At 59.9% G+C, this 21,383-nt stretch carries 18 protein-coding genes and 6 pseudogenes; 11 read left to right on the forward strand and 13 right to left on the reverse strand.

Annotated features, from left to right (window positions below; translation table 11 throughout):
• Nucleotides 1-211: 211 nt before the first annotated feature.
• On the reverse strand, nucleotides 212-1,252 hold the full coding sequence (locus tag CAER_RS0100910; RefSeq protein WP_027233633.1) for an IS110 family RNA-guided transposase: 1,041 nt from the start codon (nucleotides 1,250-1,252) through the stop codon (nucleotides 212-214).
• A gap of 274 nt (nucleotides 1,253-1,526) precedes the next feature.
• Nucleotides 1,527-1,862 carry an HNH endonuclease family protein gene (locus CAER_RS30740; RefSeq protein WP_409359718.1) on the reverse strand — a complete coding sequence of 112 codons (336 nt, stop codon included), beginning with the start codon at nucleotides 1,860-1,862 and terminating at the stop codon, nucleotides 1,527-1,529.
• Between CAER_RS30740 and CAER_RS0100925 the strand changes: the two are divergent.
• Nucleotides 1,770-2,976 (forward strand): annotated as a pseudogene (locus tag CAER_RS0100925) (IS3 family transposase). The gene CAER_RS30740 and the pseudogene CAER_RS0100925 overlap by 93 nt on opposite strands.
• A gap of 55 nt (nucleotides 2,977-3,031) precedes the next feature.
• On the opposite strand, the gene CAER_RS0100930 reads toward CAER_RS0100925, so the two are convergent.
• Genes CAER_RS0100930 through CAER_RS30420 form a run of 3 tightly spaced genes read right to left on the reverse strand, consistent with a single transcriptional unit; the run spans nucleotide 3,032 to nucleotide 6,194 of the window.
• Nucleotides 3,032-4,045 (reverse strand): tyrosine-type recombinase/integrase, encoded by a 1,014-nt coding sequence (locus CAER_RS0100930; protein ID WP_027233649.1) that lies wholly within the window; start codon nucleotides 4,043-4,045, stop codon nucleotides 3,032-3,034.
• Nucleotides 4,042-4,956 (reverse strand): tyrosine-type recombinase/integrase, encoded by a 915-nt coding sequence (locus CAER_RS0100935; protein ID WP_027233650.1) that lies wholly within the window; start codon nucleotides 4,954-4,956, stop codon nucleotides 4,042-4,044. The genes CAER_RS0100930 and CAER_RS0100935 overlap by 4 nt, the downstream gene beginning before the upstream one ends.
• Nucleotides 4,950-6,194 carry a tyrosine-type recombinase/integrase gene (locus CAER_RS30420; RefSeq protein ID WP_027233651.1) on the reverse strand — a complete coding sequence of 415 codons (1,245 nt, stop codon included), beginning with the start codon at nucleotides 6,192-6,194 and terminating at the stop codon, nucleotides 4,950-4,952. Before CAER_RS30420 ends, CAER_RS0100935 begins: the two co-directional genes overlap by 7 nt.
• 189 nt (nucleotides 6,195-6,383) lie before the next feature.
• Between CAER_RS30420 and tnpB the strand changes: the two are divergent.
• Both tnpB and tnpC read left to right on the forward strand, forming a co-directional pair.
• A pseudogene (tnpB, locus tag CAER_RS27100) lies at nucleotides 6,384-6,668 on the forward strand (IS66 family insertion sequence element accessory protein TnpB); the annotation flags it as partial.
• A 54-nt stretch (nucleotides 6,669-6,722) separates the two neighbouring features.
• Nucleotides 6,723-7,733: pseudogene (gene tnpC, locus CAER_RS27105) on the forward strand (IS66 family transposase); the annotation flags it as partial.
• Between the two features lie 279 nt (nucleotides 7,734-8,012).
• Here tnpC and CAER_RS29080 read toward each other — a convergent pair.
• Entirely contained in the window at nucleotides 8,013-9,035 is a 1,023-nt protein-coding gene (locus CAER_RS29080) for an IS110 family RNA-guided transposase (protein WP_084299307.1), read from the reverse strand.
• A gap of 69 nt (nucleotides 9,036-9,104) precedes the next feature.
• Here CAER_RS29080 and CAER_RS27110 point away from each other — a divergent pair.
• Nucleotides 9,105-9,659: pseudogene (locus CAER_RS27110) on the forward strand (IS66 family transposase); the annotation flags it as partial.
• A gap of 56 nt (nucleotides 9,660-9,715) precedes the next feature.
• A complete protein-coding gene (locus CAER_RS29475) occupies nucleotides 9,716-10,171 on the forward strand; it encodes a C-type lectin-like domain-containing protein (RefSeq protein ID WP_154667609.1) in 456 nt (151 codons plus the stop codon).
• A 51-nt stretch (nucleotides 10,172-10,222) separates the two neighbouring features.
• Here CAER_RS29475 and CAER_RS29085 read toward each other — a convergent pair whose 3' ends face one another.
• Nucleotides 10,223-11,077: a heparin lyase I family protein gene (locus CAER_RS29085; protein ID WP_161631045.1), complete on the reverse strand. Its 855-nt coding sequence runs from the start codon at nucleotides 11,075-11,077 to the stop codon at nucleotides 10,223-10,225.
• A gap of 193 nt (nucleotides 11,078-11,270) precedes the next feature.
• Between CAER_RS29085 and CAER_RS0100960 the strand changes: the two genes are divergently transcribed.
• The gene (locus CAER_RS0100960) at nucleotides 11,271-11,981 is read left to right on the forward strand and encodes an IS6 family transposase (RefSeq protein WP_027233653.1); all 711 of its coding nucleotides are present in this window, start codon (nucleotides 11,271-11,273) and stop codon (nucleotides 11,979-11,981) included.
• A gap of 114 nt (nucleotides 11,982-12,095) precedes the next feature.
• Here CAER_RS0100960 and CAER_RS0100965 read toward each other — a convergent pair whose 3' ends face one another.
• On the reverse strand, nucleotides 12,096-13,019 hold the full coding sequence (locus CAER_RS0100965) for a LysR family transcriptional regulator (RefSeq protein ID WP_161631046.1): 924 nt from the start codon (nucleotides 13,017-13,019) through the stop codon (nucleotides 12,096-12,098).
• A gap of 164 nt (nucleotides 13,020-13,183) precedes the next feature.
• Between CAER_RS0100965 and CAER_RS0100970 the strand changes: the two genes are divergently transcribed.
• Nucleotides 13,184-14,584 carry a sodium/glutamate symporter gene (locus CAER_RS0100970; protein WP_051357621.1) on the forward strand — a complete coding sequence of 467 codons (1,401 nt, stop codon included), beginning with the start codon at nucleotides 13,184-13,186 and terminating at the stop codon, nucleotides 14,582-14,584.
• Nucleotide 14,585: 1 nt separating this feature from the next.
• Complete coding sequence (locus CAER_RS0100975) at nucleotides 14,586-16,013, forward strand: M20 family metallopeptidase (RefSeq protein WP_027233656.1); 1,428 nt, start codon at nucleotides 14,586-14,588, stop codon at nucleotides 16,011-16,013.
• A 292-nt stretch (nucleotides 16,014-16,305) separates the two neighbouring features.
• Here the strand turns inward: CAER_RS0100975 and CAER_RS0100980 are convergent, their stop codons facing one another.
• The 5 genes from CAER_RS0100980 to CAER_RS0101000 form a co-directional block, all read right to left on the reverse strand.
• A complete protein-coding gene (locus CAER_RS0100980) occupies nucleotides 16,306-17,016 on the reverse strand; it encodes an IS6 family transposase (protein ID WP_027233657.1) in 711 nt (236 codons plus the stop codon).
• A 179-nt stretch (nucleotides 17,017-17,195) separates the two neighbouring features.
• The gene (locus CAER_RS0100985; protein ID WP_027233658.1) at nucleotides 17,196-17,771 is read right to left on the reverse strand and encodes an MOSC domain-containing protein; all 576 of its coding nucleotides are present in this window, start codon (nucleotides 17,769-17,771) and stop codon (nucleotides 17,196-17,198) included.
• A 26-nt stretch (nucleotides 17,772-17,797) separates the two neighbouring features.
• Nucleotides 17,798-18,346: a biotin transporter BioY gene (locus CAER_RS0100990; RefSeq protein ID WP_027233659.1), complete on the reverse strand. Its 549-nt coding sequence runs from the start codon at nucleotides 18,344-18,346 to the stop codon at nucleotides 17,798-17,800.
• A gap of 1 nt (nucleotide 18,347) precedes the next feature.
• Nucleotides 18,348-18,965: an energy-coupling factor transporter transmembrane component T family protein gene (locus tag CAER_RS0100995; RefSeq protein WP_027233660.1), complete on the reverse strand. Its 618-nt coding sequence runs from the start codon at nucleotides 18,963-18,965 to the stop codon at nucleotides 18,348-18,350.
• Nucleotides 18,940-19,662 (reverse strand): energy-coupling factor ABC transporter ATP-binding protein, encoded by a 723-nt coding sequence (locus CAER_RS0101000; protein ID WP_027233661.1) that lies wholly within the window; start codon nucleotides 19,660-19,662, stop codon nucleotides 18,940-18,942. The genes CAER_RS0100995 and CAER_RS0101000 overlap by 26 nt, the downstream gene beginning before the upstream one ends.
• Before the next feature lie 367 nt (nucleotides 19,663-20,029).
• Here CAER_RS0101000 and CAER_RS0101005 point away from each other — a divergent pair.
• The 3 genes and pseudogenes from CAER_RS0101005 to CAER_RS0101010 all read left to right on the forward strand — a co-directional run.
• Nucleotides 20,030-20,380: pseudogene (locus CAER_RS0101005) on the forward strand (IS110 family transposase); the annotation flags it as partial.
• Nucleotides 20,381-20,386: 6 nt separating this feature from the next.
• A pseudogene (locus tag CAER_RS30425) lies at nucleotides 20,387-20,506 on the forward strand (ATP-binding protein); the annotation flags it as partial.
• Nucleotides 20,507-20,564: 58 nt separating this feature from the next.
• Nucleotides 20,565-21,275, forward strand: a complete 711-nt coding sequence (locus CAER_RS0101010) for an IS6 family transposase (RefSeq protein WP_027233657.1) — start codon at nucleotides 20,565-20,567, stop codon at nucleotides 21,273-21,275.
• The last annotated feature ends 108 nt before the right edge of the window (nucleotides 21,276-21,383 follow it).

Consider the following 21,383-nt stretch of genomic DNA (forward strand, 5'->3'; position numbering starts at 1 on the left):
CAAGTGCGGGTTCTATTGCCGTTCGGGGTCCTGGTTCTCTACGAAGTCGGTGTTTCCGCTTCCTGATGGCGTCCGGGAGCTGACCAGCCAGAATGTCATTCGCGAAGTGAGCGTCACGCTCCTTCAGCCGCTTTTGACTGGCTTGATCCGCCGCCGTCCCGAAGGACGCTGAACCCGCCCTGTCTCTTGTGGGCGGGATCTCAGTTGGTTGTCAGGTGATAAGTTCCTTTCCCGGTTCAAAGACTGTCTGGTCGCGCCAGATGCACATCATGACGACAGCGAGCTTTCGGGATGCCGCCACTGCGGCTTTCTTGAAGCCCTTCCGATCTTGCAGCCTCTTGGCCCAAGCGCGCAGCTGTGATGGCTTTCTGACCTGGGTGATTAAGGTGGTGGCCGCGGAGTAGAGCAGTCTTCGCAGATCACGATCTCCGCATTTTGATATCCGGCCGGACCAGTCCATGTCTCCGGATTGGTGCCGCCGCGGCGTGAGGCCGAGAAAGGCGCCGACGTCCCTCGATCTCCGGAAACGCTCCGCATTGTCGAGGGTAGCGATAAAGGACAGCGCGACGACAGGCCCAACCCCCGGGACGGTCATGAGGCGGCGGGCAAGGCCGCTTTCGCGTGCGATGAGCCTGAGATCTTCATCCATCGCTTCCGCGGCCGCGCACAGGGTTCTGTGGATCGGAATGAACATGTCAGCCATCACGCCGAGCGCCGGGTCGGTCTGGCCTGCCCCGGCGAGTTGGTCGCGGAAGCCCTGCCGCAGGTTTGCACGGCCTACTGAACCCATGCAGACCCCGAAAACCTTCAGCACGCCTCGAACATGCGCTTCAAGGTCCTTGCGCATCCTGATCAGGCGCTCCCGTGCGCCAATGAGCACGCGAACCCGCTCCGACGCCTCGCTTCTGATGTGAACCCGGCTGAACCAGCCGGTGCGGGCCAGATGCGCCAGCCCTTCGGCATCACCGGTATCGGACTTGTTGATCCGCCCAGACAGCGCCTTGTGCGCCAGGCGGGCATCAATGCAGATGATCGGAAGGCCGCGTTTCTCCAGCTCGCGGGTGAGCCAGATGGCCAGGATGCCACTCTCATGCACCACCCGCTCGGGCTTGGCGGAATGTTCGAAAATAAACGATGCAATCTCGTCCGGATCCGAACTGGTTTCGCCGCGCGCCAGCACCTCGCCATCTTCATCGACAACACAGATCGACACGGATTTGACGGACACGTCCAGACCAACATAATGCAACATGGTCGTTCTCCTTCACGGCTGGTTTTTGCTGAGGCCGATCTTATCGGACCTCGTTCGCCCTGGGAGAGCGGCCGCCGCAAACACACCATGTCATTCAAGTCGACTTATATTACGCGCCGAAGTGAGCCTGAAGCAGATCTCTTGATCTGCTGGCAGCATCAGCGTCGCATCCTTAGTTAATACGTGCAAAAAGCGGGTGCTGAGTAGCCCTGAATAACGGCCGAACTGCCTGAGGGGAGCGAAGCACACCCTCAGGCTCGCCGAAAGATTTCTGCTATTCAGCTGGCCACGCCCTCAGCGCAAGGGTGGCCATCTCTTTCTGCCGATCTTCCACCTCCTTCGGTGACCAGCCTTCGTATTCTCCGAGTGCAGCGGTGGTAGTCAGGCTGCTCTTTTCAAAAAACGGCTTCTTAGCCGCGAAACTACTGTTTGGCATACCGTTGTTCTCGCTCTGACGTGCTCCCCTGAAATGTCCTCGCTTTGAGGTTAGCCTGTTCTCCAACTGAGGAGACAGACGATGAAAAGAAGCCGGTTCAGCGAAGAGCAGATCATAGGCATTCTGAAGGAGCACCAGGCTGGGTTGGGCGCGAAAGAGTTGTGCCGCAAGCACGGCATCAGCGATGCGACCTTTTACAAGTGGCGGTCGAAATATGGCGGCATGGAAGTTTCGGATGCCCGGCGGTTGAAGGCGCTGGAGGCCGAGAACGCCAAGCTGAAGAAAATGCTGGCGGAGCAAATGCTTGATGTCGCCACGCTGAAAGAGATGCTTGGAAAAAACTTCTGAAGCCCGGTTCAAGGAGACGCGCCGTGGACTGGGCCATGAAAGAGAAAAGCTACTCGCAGCGGCGGGCTTGTGCGCTGGCCGGGATCGATCCGCGTGTGTACCGGCGGCGGCCGGTCAGGCCGGAAGACAAGGACCTGCGGCACCGGCTGCGTGAACTGTCTGGTGAGCGCAGGCGGTTTGGCTATCGGCGCCTGCACATTCTTCTGAAGCGGGAAGGCTGGGAGGTGAACTGGAAAAAGCTCTATCGCATCTACCGGGAAGAGGGGCTGACGGTGCGCAAACGGGGCGGCCGCAAGCGCGCAATCGGAACCAGGGCGCCTATGGCGATCCCGCAGGGGCCGAACCAGCGGTGGTCGCTGGACTTCGTCTCAGACACGCTCTCGGACGGGCGCCGGTTCCGTATTCTGTGTGTGATCGACGACTTCAGCCGGGAATGCCTGGCTACTGTCGTGGACACATCTCTGTCGGGCCTGCGTGTCGCCAGGGAACTGGACAGGATCGCGGATTTGCGTGGCTATCCCTGCTTGGTGGTGTCCGACAATGGCACCGAACTGACCAGCAACGCGATCTTGAAATGGCAGCAGGACCGGCAGGTCGAATGGCACTACATCGCGCCCGGCAAACCGATGCAGAACGGCTTCGTGGAGAGCTTCAATGGCCGTTTTCGGGATGAGTGCCTGAACGAGCACTTGTTTGCGAGCCTGCGCCATGCCTGTCACCTGATCCACGCCTGGCGCGACGACTACAATCACCACCGCCCGCATTCGAGCCTCGACGGGCTCACCCCGCGGGAGTATCACCAACGGTCAAGAGAGGACCAAACCCTGAACAGAGCTAACTGAAAAACGCGGACTCCAAGGGGAGCACGTCACCTCGCAGGGCGTCCGGACACTGGTGGCGACAAAGCCGGTGGATTTCCGCAATTATGCAGAGCGCATGATTATGCGGAGTCCGCAGCGGCAACGGCTTGCCGACTGCGGTGTTTTTAGCAGAAATCACTCGACATAATCTGCTGATCGGCCGACGGACTTCAGCATAGCCAGCAGCTCGTCGGGAGCGCGGAAGCGACCCGGCTTTAGTGACGGCGGCGCCATCGCAGCGAGCGCCTCGAGCTTCTCGGTCGGGTCGGCTCGCAGGTAGATTTCCGTGCTTTGGAGGCTGGCGTGACCGAGCCAAAGCGAGACTTTGCGGACATCCCGGGTCGCCTGCAGCGTGTGCATGGCGCAGGTGTGACGCAGGACATGGGGCGTGACGCGCTTGTCGGAGATGGAGGGCTGCTTTTGCGCCGCGGTAACGACGTGCTTGGTCAGAATGTACTCGAACCCGGACCGTGTCATCGCACGTCCTTTCGCATTGAGAAAGAGTTCGGCGTCGCCACTCGCCGGGCGGGCCGCCAGCCAAGCCTTCAGCGCCGCTGCAGTTTCCTTCCAGAGGGGCAGCACACGTTCGCGGCGTCCTTTGCCCATGACGTGGATGCTGGCGGCCGCCTGACGGTCAATCTGGTCGGTGCGGAGACTGACGAGTTCGGATACGCGCAGCCCGGCAGCGAAGGCCAGATGCAGCATCGCCCGATCGCGGAGGCCGGAGACCCGGCACGGGTCCGGAGCGTCGAGCAGAGCCTGCATCTCTTCGCGGGTGAGATGACTGACGAGGGTCTCGTCAACCTTCTTCATCGGGAGCGCCCGGGTCCGGCGCGCCTGATCCAGACAAGACGGAAGCCGATACTCGAGGAAGCGGAAGAAGGCTTTGATGGCGGCAAGCCGGGCGTTGCGGGTGCGCGCCGAGTTGCCGCGACCGTCCTCAATGTACTCCAGGAAAGCGAGAATGAGTGGAGGATCGAGCTGTTCAATCTGAATGCTGGACGGGGTGGTCCGCAACCGAGCCGCCGCGAAGGAAAGCAGCAGCTGAAAGCTGTAGGCGTAGGCCGCGCAGGTATGCGGGCTCGCCCGCCTCTCGTGCGGCAGGTGCTCGCGCAAGAAAGCGGTGAGATGCGGAGCCAGCGCGGTCATGAGACGGCTCCTTTATGCATGGCCTCGCCAGCCGCAGCGATCTGCCTCATGAGGATTGGTGTCGCCTGCAGGTACCAATAGGTGTCGGTGACGTGGGCGTGGCCGAGGTAGGTGCTGAGGGCGACGATATGGCGGTCGACAGCATCGCGATTTTGCCCGCACTGTTCCAAGGATCGAACGGCAAAGGTGTGCCGAAGATCATGAATACAGGGCCCCGGCTGGCCGGGGCCTCCGCGCAGGCCGATCAAGCGCGCGAGCTGGAGAAAAACGGCTATCACGGTACTGTAGGCTGGCGGCGTGCCTGCTGCGGAAACGAACAGCGCGCTGTTCAAGGTCCCGACCCGGCGGCGCGCCAGCAAATAGCGATCCAAGGCGTCCCATGTCGTTCGATGGAGTGGCAGCAACCGGCTCTTCTGGAACTTTGTCTGCCGGATGAGCAAGCCATCGGCAATTACGTCATCGAGCCGAAGAGCGAGAGCTTCAGAAATGCGCATGCCGGTTGCGGCAAGCAAGCCGAACAGGGTCTCGTACATCTGCGGCCTGATCGAACACGTCGGTTTGAGTGAAGAGGCAGCCTGCATCAGCGCGGCGATCTCGTCCGCGCTGTAGATATACGGAATCCGTCGCTCCGATGGGCCGTGGCCCAGAGCGTCAGCGGGCGGGATCTCATGACGCCGGTTCTCGGCCGACAGCGCCAGTGCAAATCGGCGAACTGTCAGCAATCGGTTGCGGCGCTGCCGTGGCGAAGGCGCGAACGCCGCCCATTCAAGCACGCGCGCAGTATGAACATACCGATCGCCATGCCCCTCCGCGAAGGCAACGAAACTCTTCAACAGGGTATGCTGTACCCGGAACTTGAACCCCAGCTTATGTTGAAGTTCCGCATGGTGTGCGAGGTCCTGGCTCAGCATGCTGCACCTCCCGGCCAAGGCTGGGCAACCCGAAGCAACATACCGACGTCCACCTTCGCGTAATGGGCGGTCGTGTCGACCGACCGATGGCGCAGCACGGTTCCGATCATATCCAAAGTGGCACCGCCCCGAAGCATGCTGGTCGCAGCCGAGTGACGGAGCAAGTTGGTGCCCCGGGACGGGGCATTATCGATACCCGCCCTCCCAAGCGCATGATTAACGATGCTTGAGACACTTGAGCCTGCTAATGGCCGAAAGGGGGCAACGGTGCGCAGGAAGATCTGGTCGCAGGCAACTTGGGGACGCACATCACGCAGATAGCCAATGATCGCGTCGCCGGCGTCCTGGGGCAGCGGAAGCCGGATCTCGCGGCGTCCTTTGCCGCGGACACGCAGGGTTCCCTCTCGCCAGTCGATGTCGTCGAGACGCATGTCCGAAATGTCGCCGGCGCGTAGCCCCAGACGGGCAAGTAACAGCAGCACCGCGCGGTCGCGGGTTCCCTGCGGCGTCGTGACATCGCAGGATGCAATCATCTGATCAACCTCAGCTGAGGAGATATAGCGTGGCAATGTCGCCTGCCGCCATTGCGGAATGATCGGTATGGCCCGATCGAGCCCCGGCCGGCATAAACCTTGGGCAGCCAGGTATTTGAGATACCCCCGCAGTGCCATTGTCATCGTCTTGAGATTTGACCGCGAACTGCGCTGCGCTTGCTCCATGATCACTTGCCGAATGAGACCGGCATCGTATTGCTCTGGTTCAGGGCCCAAGGCGGGAAGCAATCGGACGACCATTCGGCCATGGCGATGGATTATGCGCTCCGAAATACCCCGGTGCCGTCTCAGCCAAGTCTGGAAGGCCAGGATCTGGTCGTCGTGGGCGCACTTCACTTCCTCTTTCAATGGCGCCACTAGCCCGCATTCCACGAGGAAATCCACGAACCGCCGCACCCGGTTCACGTATTTGGTGGACAGGCGAGCGGTACGTCGGCCACCAGGGCAACGGCATCGATGCCGCGCGAAACGGCCCACGACGCCTTCATCGATCTCATCGACCGCGATCTTGCTGCTCTGCAGCCAGTGTCCGAAGTGCCGAGCTGAGGCTTCGTAGCCTGACACTGTCAGGCGGCTATGCCCCAGGTTCAACAAGCTGATCGCGAATTCCTCCACGAACGGCCTCAAGGCGCCAGGGTTCATCAGCTGCACGCAAGCTGGCAATACTTCCATCGACTTTGGCATATGTGGTCTCCTCTCAACGTCAAAGCAATGCCGAGAGACGACACTAATTATGCATAGCGAGATAGATGGACGAGCGTTCTAACCTGCAGAAAAAGCGTAAGAAAAATGGCCTCTGCTTGCGGACTCCGCATAATCATGCGCTCTGCATAATTGCGGTTATGAAGAGCTCTTCATAACCGCAAAGGCCATGACGGTCTGGCAGCGCTCGTGCAGTCAGCGCTGGCGGAAGATCCGTTCACCGGCACGGTCTTTGTGTTCCGCGCCAAACGGGCGGACAGGATGAAGATCCTGTTCTGGGACGGCAGCGGACTTGTGATGGCTTACAAGCGGCTGGAGGAAAACAGCTTCACTTGGCCTGCCATCCGCGACGGGGCGATGACGCTGAACCGTGCCCAATTCGAAGCGCTGTTTGCCGGGCTGGACTGGCGGCGGGTGCGGTCCCTGGAGGCGCGCCGCCCGGCTGTGGCAGAGTGACTCGGGCAGCCGAAAGCCTGCGTCCAGAGAGGCAGACCAGGGTATGCTCCGGACATGTCCAGCACCCCGCCCATCGACCTTTCTGCCATTCCCGAAGACCAGCGTGACGCTGTTCTGGCAGTACTTCGCGAGCGGGATGCGCTTCGGGAGGCCAATAAACGCCTGGAGCACCTCGTTGCCGAGCTGAACCAGGTCGTGCATGGCAAAAGGTCGGAGAAGCTGAGCGAGGACGAGCGGCAGCTGGCCTTCGAGGATCTCGAGACCGCGGTGGCCGAGGTCGAGACGCAGCAAAACACGCAGACATCCACCGGTCCGGCGCCGCGCAAGCCAGCCCGCCGCAACCGGGGCAATCTGCCCAAGGACCTGCCGCGTATCGAGAAGGTGATCAAGCCGGACAGCCTGGACTGCCCATGCGGGTGCGGCGAGATGCACCGGATCGGCGAGGATCGCACCGAGCGGCTGGATATTATTCCCGCGCAGCTCCGTGTCATCGTCACTGTCCGGCCTAAGTATGCCTGCCGCGCCTGCGCCGAGGGCGTCATCCAGGCTCCGGCCCCCGCGCACCTGATTGAGGGCGGTCTGCCGACCGAGGGCGCCATCGCGCATGTGCTGGTCAGCAAGTTCTCGGACCATCTGCCGTTATACCGGCAGAGCCAGATCCTGGCCCGATCCGGGATCGACCTGCACCGCAGCACGCTCGCCGATTGGGTGGGGACAGCCGCCTTCCATCTCGGTCCCGTAGTCGACCGGCTGGCCGAGCACCTGAAAGGATCGGGCAAGCTGTTCATGGACGAGACCACGGCGCCGGTCCTGGACCCGGGCCGCGGCCGGACAAAGACCGGGTATCTCTGGGCGCTGGCCCGGGACGACAGGGGATGGAGCGGCGATGACCCGCCCGGCGTGGTCTTCACCTATGCCCCGGGCCGTGCCGGGCAGAACGCGGAACAGATCCTGCAGGGCTTCGATGGCATCCTGCAGCTGGACGGCTATACCGGCTACAACCGGCTGACGCGCCCCTCGCGGAAAGGCGGCGCGCCGGTCACCGTCGCGCATTGCTGGGCGCATCTATGGATGCCCCCGCTCTTGCAAGGTTTTTCTGTTCTCAGTCACGCACCGCGACTGCGGTCATCTATCCGGCCTGTCATGGCGATGCGCCCCGCACCGCCGGCCTTGATGGTTAATCCGCGAGTCGGGTCCCAATCACGCAGCGCGAGCTCGGAGCTCGATGCGCCCAGCGGGTTCAGCCGACCCCGGTCCGCCCGGTCGTGCCATCTCGTTCAGAAAGTCCCTCGCATCTGCGGTGGCTTGCCGACAGCCGTCAGCAATCCTTGTCTTGTCTCATCATCAAGCCGCTTGGCGCATCGGAGTGCCGTAGACACCGCCAAACTTCATCATCGCCCAGATCACGCGGGCCGTCTTGTTGGCAACGGCGACCGTCGCGACATTGGCAGGGCGTCTGGCTCGTAGTTTGGCGAGCCAAACCCAGGTCTTGCTGCGCCAACGCATGATCGACCGGCTGCCGTGGATCAGCAGGCGGCGCAAATACCCGTTGCCACGTTTGCTGATCCCGCCCATGCGCTCTACACCGCCGGTCGAATGCTGCCGGGGAACCAGACCGAGCCAGGCAGCAAAATGTCGGCCCGACTTGAAGTCAGATGGGTCTCGCGTCGCGGCAACCAATGCCGTCGCAATGACAACCCCTACGCCCGGGATTGTCATGAGCCTGCGGCAGGTCTCGTTCTCACGGGCAAGAAGGACGAGCTCCTTGTCGATCGCCTCGAGCTTCTTAGCAACCTGCTCGAGTTGCTCCACCAAATAGAGCAATGCTTGCCGCGCAGCCCCCGGCAAGCGGCCGTCGTTCTCATCACGAATGACATCGACCAGGAGCTGCACCCGGTGCGCCCGCTGCGGTCCGACAATACCGAACTCCGTGAGATGACCGCGGATCCCGTTGATCAGCTGGGTCCGCTGGCGCATGAGCATCTCGCGAACCCTGTGCAGCACCAGGATCTCCTGTTGGTCTTCCTCCTTGATCGGAACGAAGCGCATCGTGGGCCTGGTCATTGCCTCGCAAATGGCCTCTGCATCCGCCGCATCGTTCTTGTTCGTCTTCACATAGGGCCGGACATATTGCGCGGGCAACAATCTTACCTCATGACCGTGGCGCCGAAGTGTCCGAGCCCAGTAGTGACTGCCCGGACAGGCTTCCAGGCCGATCTGACAACAGGGCAGTTCTTTGAAGAACGGCTCGACTTCGTCGCGCTTGAGCCTGCGACGCAAGATCGGCTTGCCTTTCCGGTCGGCCGCGTGAACCTGGAAAATGGACTTGGCGATATCCAGCCCGACAAGGGCGATTGGTTCAGTCATCTTCAATCTCCTCTCTCGCAATCAGTCCTCTCAACCTGCACCAACGGTTGCCGGTTGGGCGAGAGGGGGCATCCATGCCATCATGCCCGCAGGAAGCTGAAGGAAGTCTTCGACCGTGACGGCTCGGAGATCGCCGCCGAGGGACTGCGCCGGATTGCGGAGCTCTACCGCATCGAGGGTGAGATCCGCGGCATGGGTCCCGGCCAGCGGCTCTCGGCCCGGCAGGCCCGCACCGCGCCGCTGGTCGCCGAGTTCGGAGAATGGCTGCAGAGCCAGCGCCGCCGGATCTCCTCAAAGTCACGTCTCGGAGAGAAGCTGGCCTACATCCACCGGCAGTGGGACGGGCTGCAGACCTTCCTCCACGACGGCCGCGTCGAGATCGACTCCAATGCTGTCGAGAACCTGATCCGCCCTATCGCCCTGACGAGAAAGAACGCCCTCTTCGCCGGCCATGATGAAGGCGGTTGCGCCTGGGGCCGTATCGCTTCGCTCATCGCCACAGCAAAGATCAACGGCGCCGAGCCCTTCGCCTACCTCAAGGCCACCCTCGAAGCCATCGCTGCAGGTCACCCTGCCAGCCAGCTCGACGAGCTCCTCCCCTGGAATTTCCAGCCGTCAAGTTGAAAGGCCGGTGCCCTCCAGACGCCGCTTACCTTGCAACCAATCCCAGCCCGGAAGACTTGCTAAGGAAGTTTGACCTGGTCACAGAAGGTTCCTTTGGAAAGTCGAAATACTATGTGATCCGAACATGGGGAGGGGAACTGTCTGATTTGCAAAAAATAGCGAAGTTGCTTGGAGGCTATATGGTGGCTATCGGTTCTGAAGAAGAAAACCAGTTCGTTTTTAGTCTAACGATGCAGGACGAAGGCCACTGGATTGTCCAAGATGGACAGTATAATGGCCCGATGATCGGACTAGCACAAGAGGAAGGTGCCGAGGAACCGGACGGTGGCTGGTATTGGCTAAATGGTGAGCCGTTAGTCTACCTAAATTGGAAGCCTGGCGGACCAGAGAATTATAAGGGAGACCAATCACTAGCGCATTTCAAGACGAATTGGGGACCCGCGCCGTCCCCCCACTGGAATGATATGAGACCAGTTCTCCACTCTTTTGTTGTCGAAGTTCCTCAAAGTTGATCGTTTAGTGTTCTCCTGAACTTGAGGTCGGCTTCTTTGGTCACGCCCGGCCTAGTCAACGGGCGGTAGCCCAGCCCTTTCTCGCATTCTAGTATCTACGTCTTCCCTATTTTTTCCTGTCAAAAACTCATCATAATAAACTACCCAGGTGGGAACCGGTCGGTTTCCATATTTTTCTTTCCAATATGAGGTATTTCCCACATAGATTCCGCGTCTGTGGTTTGGACCGGGATATCGGCTTCTATCTCTCCTTACCACGATCTGACCGCTATAGTCGCACTTGAGCTGACCGTTTATCCAAACTCGCACATACCCTGTTTCGTCCGCAGCAAAGTTAGTATTGACGACGATATCAATCCAAGAGCGCTTAGCCGCCGCCATTCGGAAAATATCTTTACATACATTTCCATGCTTTGCTCCGGCAACAAGGCCACCCGTGGATGCCCGTGACATATCAATTAGTGACACAAAGATAGCATCACGACTTCCATGATCAGACTGGACGAATGCAATTAGCGGAAAGTTATCCCCGCCCATCTTCCACTGGCCAAAGAATGGGTACAGTCGATCCTTGCCCGGCAAGGAAGGCGCGGAAGACACAAAGAAGCTCCAGCCAAACCATATGTCCTTCCCTATTCTGGCCGTTGTTGCTCTTTTCGATTCTCTGATTTCACTCCGCAACCTGTTGTTGCGGCAATCAGAACCAGTACAAAAACCATTCCTCAACTCGTACCGCTCGGAGCGATGGCCCCGGCGTACCGGTTCACCTGCAACACTGTATCGGAAAGCGTCCTTGAACAACCTCATGTTGGGGTCAAAACCTTTCGGTGGCCTGTCGGCAAAGGCGAGAGAAGTAACAGAAAAAAAGGCGACAGCAGATATGGTGAAAAAGTTAATGATCCTCATTATTTCTACCTTTTCACAACCAAGCATTGCTCTTCATTAGACCATTTTCACGTTGATTAATCAATAAAGCCTGATGCGAGGAGTGTTTTTGGTTTTTGGAAAGAAGTGAACTGCTCCAGCCTCGATGTGGGGGTCCGTTGCATTAACCATCGGGATGTCGGAGACATCGTTGCCCCAGGCTGAGGAGTGAGCGATGTCCCGGCGCAATCCGTTCAAGCGGCACAGGTTTCCGCGCGAGGTCATCCTGTTGGCGGTGCGCTGGTACTGCCGCTACCCGCTTTCGTGCCGGGACGTGCGGGATATGCTTGCCGAGCGGGGTGTTACTGTTGATGCCTCGACGGTTCACCGATGGGTGCGAAAGTTTGGCCCCGAAATCCGGAAACGGGCCCAAGCCCGACACCGCTCCTGGCGCGGGCTGCAATGGCATGTCGATGAGACCTACCTTCGTGTGGGCGGGCGCTGGCGTTACCTTTGGAGGGCCGTGGATCAGTTCGGCCAGCTGATCGATTTCCGCCTGACGGCGCGGCGGGATGCCAAGGCAGCAAGGGCATTTCTGCGCCAGGCGCAAGACACCGTTCGGTGTTATCAGCCGCTTACAATCGTCACCGACAAGGCGCAAAGCTATGCAAAGGTGATCGGCGAGATCAACGGCCGGCTCGGGCCTGATAATGCTATCCGCCACGTTAACCGCAAGTATTTAAACAATAGAATCGAGAGTGATCATGCCGCACTGAAGCAGCGATTGCGCACCATGCGCGGGTTCCAGACACTGGCCGGAGCGAAGGCCGCGCTTGCTGGCATCGAAACTTTCCGCACCATTGGAAAAGGCCAATTCGAGAATTGTGAAACCGGGGTGATCAACGAGATCGCCTTCATCGCCAAACTGTTCCAGGAGGCTGCGTGATAGGCGAGAAAAGCCGACGACAAACACAGCCCTCTGCTGTTAATGCAACGGACCCGTCCGGGGAAAGGGGAACCTCGGCCATCACCCGATTTGCGCAACAGAGTCGTTTCGTTCTCAAATCTCAATCGAAGCCAAAAACGCTTCGACTGCGGGAGTTCGGACATTTGACATCGAATAAACGAATCCGACTTTGTCATGCGTTGTTCGAAAGGGATATGGATATCCTCTCAGCCATGGAAAGTTGAGCAGCCCTTCTTTCGCAGAGGTTTTTATTGAAGGAGGGGCCGGGAAAAGCGAATAGCGATCCTGTTGCATCAGGATTTCTGCGATGAGGAGCCCATTGTTGGTTTCTATTCGGTTTTGCGGAAGGGGTTCCCGATGAAATGCGCAAAATCGTTCGAAATGTTCTCTCATAGGTGTGCCTGACAGCGGCAGGATCCATGGCTTTCCGAGCAACTCTTGTACGTCTGCAGGGGGCGGAGGGATATGATTTCCTGCGGCAATGATCATGCCTGTTTCGGCGAGAACGCTTGTTCCAAATCCACGCTGCTCAAGCCCCGGTTCAAGGCGGCCAAAGACCAAATCGACCCTCCCATAGTGCAAATCTTCGAGCAGTTCCGGTAGCAGCCCGTCTCGCAGTGCAAAGGTTATCTTGGGGTGGCTGTGCTTGAAGTCTGTGACCAGCCTGGCCATTCGATCCAAAAGGGAAACGTTGTGTAATCCGAGAACAATATCGCCATAGTCCAGAGACTCCACCATACCGGCCAAATTTTCGAGCGCAAAAATATTGGCAACAACCTTGCGTACCGCCAGGAGCAGTTCCCGCCCCAGCTTGGTGCGCCTTAGCCCACGAGGGTGCCGATCGAAGATTTGCACGCCGAATCCATCTTCGATTTCTGAGAGTGTCCGGGAGACCGAAGCCTGTGCAACATTGAGCCGCTGGGCTGCACGACTGACGCTGAGCGTGTCGTCGAGTGCAAGCAAAATGTGCAAATGCCTTACCTTTAATCTCGTCCGGACAAAGTGCGAAATCTCCATTTGGCATGCATCCCTTTGGAAAGGCTTTGATATCATAAAAATGTTATACTAAGTGGGTTCAAAGTCAATTTTTCCGAAACCCAAGCAGACCTAACCTGCCTATGAGTGATGTACCTTTGGGGCACACAATTGGATTTATGGAGAAAAAAATGACTGGAGCTTCTATGAGCCATGTGTTGCAGGGCTTTGCCCTGCTCGGCCTGTTTCTACTAATCGGCACGTTCCTCCGCGCCAAGATCGGATGGTTGCAAAAACTGTTCATTCCCGCATCTGTGGTCGGTGGTGCCGTCGGGTTGTTGATCGGGCCGCAAATCTGGGGCGACCTGACGCCGGTTCAATACCCCGCCGACTGGATCAAAATGTATAGCCTTCTTCCGGGTATCTTGATCATCCCGGTTGTGGCCTCGGTTCCGCTCGGGATTCAGTTGTCCCGAAAGGGCAGTTCAGCCGGTACAGCGCGAAATGTGTTCAACATGTTCTTCCTGATGGCTGGGCTATTCGGTTTGCAGCTTGCCGTAGGCGGTGCCGTCGGCGCATTCTTCGCGACTTCGATGCCGGATCTCGGAATCTACGCCACCTTTGGTCTCGAAATGCCGCTTGGCTTCTCGGGCGGACATGGGACCGCAGGCGTCATCGGCAATATGCTGAATGGCATGGGGTTGGAATATTGGGAAGTCGCACAGGGTGTTGCGGTGACATTTGCGACGATCGGTCTGCTGGGCGGGATCATCGCAGGCATCGTCATCATCAACTGGCTGAACAAGCGTAAGCTTCTCGATGGTGCCGCCGATCCGCAGAACCTCCCCAAATCCTGGCTGACCGGTCTTGAACCCAATCCCGAGAAACAACGCGTTGCCGGTCGAGAAAGCACTGTTTCCACCTCGATCGACGTGCTGGGCTTCAACCTTGCCTTGATCCTTGCGGGTTCCGGGCTCGCGATCTTGCTGCGCTCCTTCGTGCGCTCACTCGACCTGCCGCTGATCGGCGTGGTCCCGGTCTGGGCCTATGCAATCATTGTTATGTGGCTCGTCTGGCTTGCCATGACCCGTCTCGGGGTTGCTTGGTTGGTCGATCCGGGCACCAAGAGCAAAATTGCCTCGTCCCTCACCGATTTTGCCATCGTCGCTGCGCTTGTGTCCATGCCGGTACAGGGTGTGTTGACATTTGCCGCTCCGATCCTGATCGCCGCCGGGATCGGCTTCATCGGGACCGTTGCAATGAGCGTCCTGCTGCCGCGGAAACTGTTTAACTCTGCGCCGTTCGAGCGTGCGATGCTTGTCTTCGGCACGGCCTCCGGCGTGTTCCTCACCGGTTTGCTGCTTCTCAAGATCTGCGATCCTGACCTCAAGAGCCCGGCGATGCGTGATGGTTCGCTCGCCTATTCGATGAACACGGTTCTGGGTTTTGTACTGATCCCGTTCATCGTCGGTGCCGGCGTCCAGTCGGGACCGATCGCGATCGCGGGTGTCGGGGCGGTCGTGCTCGTTGGGGCGATTGTAGGCATGTTTATCGTTTCTCGGATGCGCGGTTCCGCATCTGCCGCTGGTCAGAAGGAGGGTGTGTAATATGAATGCTTTTGTCGAAACGGATCGCCTGATCGATGAACTAAAACCCGGATATATCGATCTTAGCGACCGTATCTGGGGAATGCCCGAGCTGCGCTATCAGGAAGAGCAATCCGCAGCCGCTCAAATCGAGATGCTCGAAGCTGCAGGGTTTAAGGTCACGCGGAACGTTGCGGGCATCCCGACGGCCTTCATGGCTGAGGCCGGCTCGGATGGACCCCTCATCGGATTTCTCGGTGAGTTTGACGCGCTCGCCGGCCTCTCTCAAGAGGCCGGCGTTGCCGAGAAGCATACCGTGGAAGGCGGTGGAAACGGTCACGGCTGCGGTCACAACCTTCTGGGGGCGGGCGCCATGCTCGCCGCCGTTGCGACCCGCGATTATCTTGTGGCAAGCGGCAATCCGGGACGCGTGCGCTACTTTGGCTGTCCTGCAGAAGAAGGTGGCTCCGGCAAAACCTTCATGGCGCGCGAAGGCGCTTTTGACGGGGTGGATGCCGCATTCTGCTGGCACCCCGCTTCCTTCAACAGTGTCATTGCGGCCAATTCTCTGGCAAACATTCAGGCCTACTTCCGGTTTTCCGGTCGCGCTTCCCATGCCGCAGCTTCGCCCGAACTCGGGCGCTCCGCTCTGGACGCACTCGAACTCATGAGCGTCGGCGTTCAGTATATGCGCGAACATATGCCGGAACGGGCCCGCGTGCACAGCGCAATCACGAACACGGGTGGCATCTCCCCCAATGTCGTCCAAGATTACGCAGAGGCGCTCTACCTGATCCGTTCCCCGCAGGTGTCCGAAGTGATGGCTTTGTTCGAACGAGTCAGGAAAGTGGCCGAAGGCGCCGCGATGATGACCGAGACGACTGTTGAGGTCGAAATCGACAAGGCCTGTTCGAACCTCCTGCGCAACTCGACTCTGGACCAGTTGATGCAAGCAGAGATGGAGCGTGTCGGCGGCATCCAATTCGGCCAAGAGGACAAAGCCTTCGCGGCGGAAATTCAGAAAACCCTATCTGCGGCCGATATTGCGGCAGTTTATGACATGTTCAATCTAGAGCAAAAGGGAGACGTGCCGCCACTCGCCGGTCAGGTTCTTTCAGTACCAACACCCGACATGGTCTTGCCCGGATCGACAGATGTCGGCGATGTTAGCTGGCAAACGCCGACGGCTCAGGTGATGACGGCCTGCCATGCGGTGGGAACACCATTCCACAGCTGGCAACTCGTCGCTCAGGGCAAGTCCGGCGCGGCGCATCAGGGGATGGTCTTCGCGGCAAAGACAATGGCGTCAAGTGCCGTAACCCTCTTTGAAAATCCCGAGCTGTTGCAGCGCGCTCGTCAGGAATTCAACGCGAAAGTCGAGAGAACGCCCTACAAGTGCCCCATTCAAAGCGACGTTGAATTGCCGTTCCGTCGGACGCGAAACGGCTAATGGCTCCCTGACGTCGGCCCGGAACCGTCTGCGCCGTCGTCAGGCCCGCAGATTATAGTGACCCGCGTCAATCTCACATTACTTTGTTTGGGATTGCCAAGTTGTTTGGGAGTGATTGAGAAAGGTTAGACCTCGGGTGCGTATTCCGACGTATTCGGCCACTGATTCCGATTTTATCCGGCCACCTGTACCGAAGTATTCGGCCACCCTTGACGCGTTGCCGTGAGGCATAGGTTTCGGGGGCATTGCCAACTTATTTGCACCCGGCTGAATGCGGCCTGCTCCGCGCCCGTCATGCGGTCATCTCGAGTGCGTAGCCGTTCCAAAGATCAAAGGCATCGGATCGGGCGTGGCGGTACGATGTGGCGGTAAGACGATAGCGGCGGGGACGGAAGAACATGTTGATCTGGTCATGTGCGTCCAGAAATCTCTGAGCCTGTCCGGGTGACTTGAACCGCCCCATGAGTTTCTCTCGCTTGCGGGTTGGCCGATGGGATCCTTCGATCCGGTTGTTCAAGCCCTTGTGCGCCCGATGATCAGCATTCGCCACGAGGTTGCGGATCGGCCTGATGTAACTGCGCAGCTTGTCGGTGATCACGACCCGCGGCGCGCCAAACCGGTCGATCAGCCGCTTCAAGAACCGGCTGGCGGCCTTTGCATTACGTTGCTTTTGCACGAGAATGTCGAGCGCATTCCCATTCGCGTCGACTGCCCGCCAAAGCCAGAACTTCACGCCATTGATCGGAACAACGACTTCATCCAAGTGCCATTTGTCACTGGCGCCCGGCCTGTCGCGCTTGATGCAATCGGCGAAATGGCGGCCAAACCGGTTCACCCAGTTCCGGACGGTTTCCCGGCTGACCATCACGCCGCGTTCGGCCAGCAGATCCTCGACATCTGCCGTGCTCAGCGCAAACCGATGGTAAGCCCAGACGGCATAGGAGATGATCTCGCGGGGAAAACGAAAGCCCTTCAGGCGTCGAATTGTCGGCACGGTTTTCATGATGACCGCCTATCCCGACGGAACCCCGTGATCAACTTGGCAATGCCGGTCGAGCCGCTGGGAACCATTGCGGTGGCCGGCCGGCCAATTGGCGAGGTACACCGCGTCGGCGGCAAGCAGCGCATCGTCGGATTTCGCTGCCATCAACGGCCTGGCTGGTGGAACGGTCGGCGCGGCGCTCAGCGCTCTACGCGGATCTGGTCGCTGGCGTGGATCACACCGTCCTGCACGATCCGGCAGAGCACGCCGCGCAGGCGCAGCGGGCGGTTGGGTTTGTGGTTGATCCACGCAAGGCTGTCGGCGCCATAGCGGTCGCGCCATTTGGCGCAGCCGGTGTTAAACTTGTCCGAGACCACAAGCACCGCGCTGCCCGCATGCAGGCGGGTGCCGGCGGGTAGGTTAGCCTCACTCATGTTGAGGTCCGCCACCATGGTGTCGCCGGGATGCACGGTATTGACCCGGTCGCGCCAGCACAGGTCCATCACCCGCCGCGGCAGGATCGAGACCTGAATGCGCGGGTCCGGGCTGCCGTCGGGCAGGGTCAGCCAGGGGGCTTTCAACCAGCGCTCATCGGCAATGCCGCCAGCCACGGTCAGGTGCAGTTGATCGGGAAAGCAGCGTTTACCATAGGCAGGGCGGAAACACAGGTTGTCGATGGCGGCCGCGTCGCGCGGGGCGGCGAGGATGTGCGGCAGCGCCGCGTCGCATTCGGCGCGGCTGGCAAAGGCGCAGCGCTTGCTTGGAACTGTGGTCATCTGGCTGCCCTCCGCCGGCCTGTGGATCAGCTGCGCGACAGTACGCTGGAGGGGCGGGCCTCGTACAGCGCGCCGGTGATCAGCCCGGCCACCACGGCCTTGATCAGATCCCCCGGCACGAAGGGCGCCATGACGGTCAGCAGGGATTCCCCCAGACCGGCAGGTTTCATCAGCATGTAATAAGGCACCGCGGCCAGATACATCGCGCCAATGCCGCCAACCAAAGCCGCCGCCACGGCGATCACGGTGATATTGCCGCGTTGCCAGGTCTGCATCACCAGGCCAGCCACAAAGGCAGCCAGCGGGAAGCCGATGTAGAAGCCTGCCCAGGGGGTGGTGAACACACCCAGACCGCCGCGGCCGCCGGTCAGCAGCGGCAGGCCTGCGGCCACCAGCAGCAGGAACAAAAGCACCGACAGCGCGCCGCGCTTGGCGCCCAGCACGGTGCCGCAGAGCATGACGCCCATGCTTTGGGCGGTGATCGGAATACCGCTGGCCAGGGTCAGCTTGGGCAGCAGGCCAAGCGCGGCAATCATGGCGGTGAACAGGGCGATCAGGACGACATTGCGTTCCATGTCAGGGTTTCTCCTTGGTTTCCAGAATGCCGCCACGGGCGCGCAAGGCGTCGGTCAGGTGGTCGGCATCATCAAGTGCGAGCAGGGTAAAGGGCACCACCACACGCCATCCGGGGCGGCGGCGGGAGCGGGCGCGCCAAGCTTGGGTCAGGCGCTGGCCGTTGGTGATCAATGTGGGCAGCAGGCGGATGACTAGCGCAATCGCCAGTTCCATCGCGCGGGTGTTCAGCCCCAGCTGCCGCAGCGGCGAGGTGAGCCAGCGAAACACTGCAATCATCTCGGACAAGGCGGTGGTCATGGTGACCAGATTGGCCAGTCCCACGGTGGTCAGCAGCCGCAGGATGAAATGGGCACCTTCCGCGTAAGTGGCGGTGACGCCATGCCAGAGCGCAAGGATCGCCACAAAGGGCCACAGCACCTGCAGCCGTGTCATGCCGCTGAGGAAAAAACGTCGGCCCGGCAGCGCATAAAGCGCCAGCATTCCCAGCGCCGCAAGCGCCTGCAGGCGCAGATCGCTGAGCATGAACAGGCCAAAGGTCGCCAACCCCAACAGTGCCAGCTTGGTGCCGGCGGGCCAGCCGTGGGCGCGGGTTCTAACCGGTGAGGTGAGCGAGATCATCGGCCCCTCCCTGGTCATGCATCGAGGCTAGATAGGCCTCCATGACGTCGTGGCGCGGGCCAGACTGGCGCAGCTGGCCCTGATCGATCCAGATCAGATGGTCGTAATCCGCCAGATCTGCCGGGTCGTGGGTGATATGCAGCAGGCTGCCCTGGTAGAGCTTGAGATACCGGTTCAGCTGCGCCTTGGTGGGGATGTCGAGCCCGGCAAAAGGTTCGTCCAGCACCACCAGCCGCGGGTTCATCGCCACCACCGCCATCAGGCAGACTAGATGTTTCTGCCCCTGCGACAGCGTGTTGATATAGGCCTCCTGCCAATGGCTCAGCCCAAAGCGGGCCAGCACCGCGGCGGTGGTGGCTTTGGCCTCGGGTTTGCTTTGGCCCTGCTGTTCAAGCCCAAAGGCCAATTCCTCGCCGACAGTGGGGAAGATGATCTGATGTTCGGGGTTCTGAAACAGGATGCCGACCTCATCCAGCGCGGCGCGGCGGTCGCGGGCCAGATCCTGCCCGTTGACGCGGATCTGGCCGCTGCTGGGGCGGGTCAGACCGGCAATAAGGCGGGCCAGGGTCGATTTGCCCGAGCCATTGCGCCCGACAATGCCAATCCGGCGCTGGGTTAGATCCAGAGACAGGCCGCGCAGGATCGTCTTGCCTTCGACGGTAAAGACGAGGTCGCAAAGCTCGATCCGGCTGGTCATGGTTTCTGGTCTTTCCGCTGCTCGTCAATCTGCGGCGGAGCCTTGGACTGCGGCTGCGTAAATATCAAGCTTTTCCTGCCCGAGGGCACCGCCGCCTGGCCAGATCTGCCGCGGATGCTGAGGACAGCAGTGTCAGCCTGTCGGAGGGCAGCGCCACCGGCAAAAGTGATCGGCGGCTGCGGCTATTGGTATGACTGCTGCTGGCCGGGAAGCGAGGTGGTGGAGCGTTGCATTGGCTAGGGTCAGATGGGGTATTCGGCTTGCGCCCCACTTCCAGCCTCGGTCTCCGGTAGGTGCTGCGTCTCGAGCTGATGATAATACGTGGTCTGTGTGAAGCAGCCACAAGCATCAAGGAAGGAGACGCAGCATGAAACATTATGCCGGATTGGATGTCTCAGTAAAAGAAACCGCCATTTGTGTTGTCGACGACGACGGCCAAGTCTGCTCAGAAATGAAGATTGCGAGCCACCCCGAGGAGCTCTCTCTAGCCTTGAGCGGTATCGGGGTCCATTTCGAACGGATTGGGTTGGAAGCCGGTCCGCTGTCGCAATGGTTGTTCGAAGGGCTGGCGCGCGCGGGGCTTCCGGTGATTTGTATCGAGACACGCCACGCGAAGGCCTTCCTCAAGGCGCAGGTGAACAAGACCGACCGCAATGATGCGCGTGGGATCGCGCAGATGATGCGGGTCAACCTATACCGTCCGGTGCATGTGAAGACCCGGGAACCCACCTTCGCCGATGCCATCCTCGACCGCATCGTCCACAACGCTTACCGCATCAAACTCGAGGGCCAGTCCATGCGGAAAACCATCGCCGAAAAGGATGACGTAACACCTCAGACCTGATACCCCGAAACGGCATTGCCAAGTTGATCACGGGGTTCCGTCGGGATAGGCGGTCATCATGAAAACCGTGCCGACAATTCGACGCCTGAAGGGCTTTCGTTTTCCCCGCGAGATCATCTCCTATGCCGTCTGGGCTTACCATCGGTTTGCGCTGAGCACGGCAGATGTCGAGGATCTGCTGGCCGAACGCGGCGTGATGGTCAGCCGGGAAACCGTCCGGAACTGGGTGAACCGGTTTGGCCGCCATTTCGCCGATTGCATCAAGCGCGACAGGCCGGGCGCCAGTGACAAATGGCACTTGGATGAAGTCGTTGTTCCGATCAATGGCGTGAAGTTCTGGCTTTGGCGGGCAGTCGACGCGAATGGGAATGCGCTCGACATTCTCGTGCAAAAGCAACGTAATGCAAAGGCCGCCAGCCGGTTCTTGAAGCGGCTGATCGACCGGTTTGGCGCGCCGCGGGTCGTGATCACCGACAAGCTGCGCAGTTACATCAGGCCGATCCGCAACCTCGTGGCGAATGCTGATCATCGGGCGCACAAGGGCTTGAACAACCGGATCGAAGGATCCCATCGGCCAACCCGCAAGCGAGAGAAACTCATGGGGCGGTTCAAGTCACCCGGACAGGCTCAGAGATTTCTGGACGCACATGACCAGATCAACATGTTCTTCCGTCCCCGCCGCTATCGTCTTACCGCCACATCGTACCGCCACGCCCGATCCGATGCCTTTGATCTTTGGAACGGCTACGCACTCGAGATGACCGCATGACGGGCGCGGAGCAGGCCGCATTCAGCCGGGTGCAAATAAGTTGGCAATGCCGCTGCCTGAGATTGTAAGGAGGATCAATTTGGCCATGCCCCACTGTCACATTAAGGA

The sequence above is a fragment of the Leisingera caerulea DSM 24564 genome (assembly GCF_000473325.1).
Lineage (GTDB): Bacteria > Pseudomonadota > Alphaproteobacteria > Rhodobacterales > Rhodobacteraceae > Leisingera > Leisingera caerulea.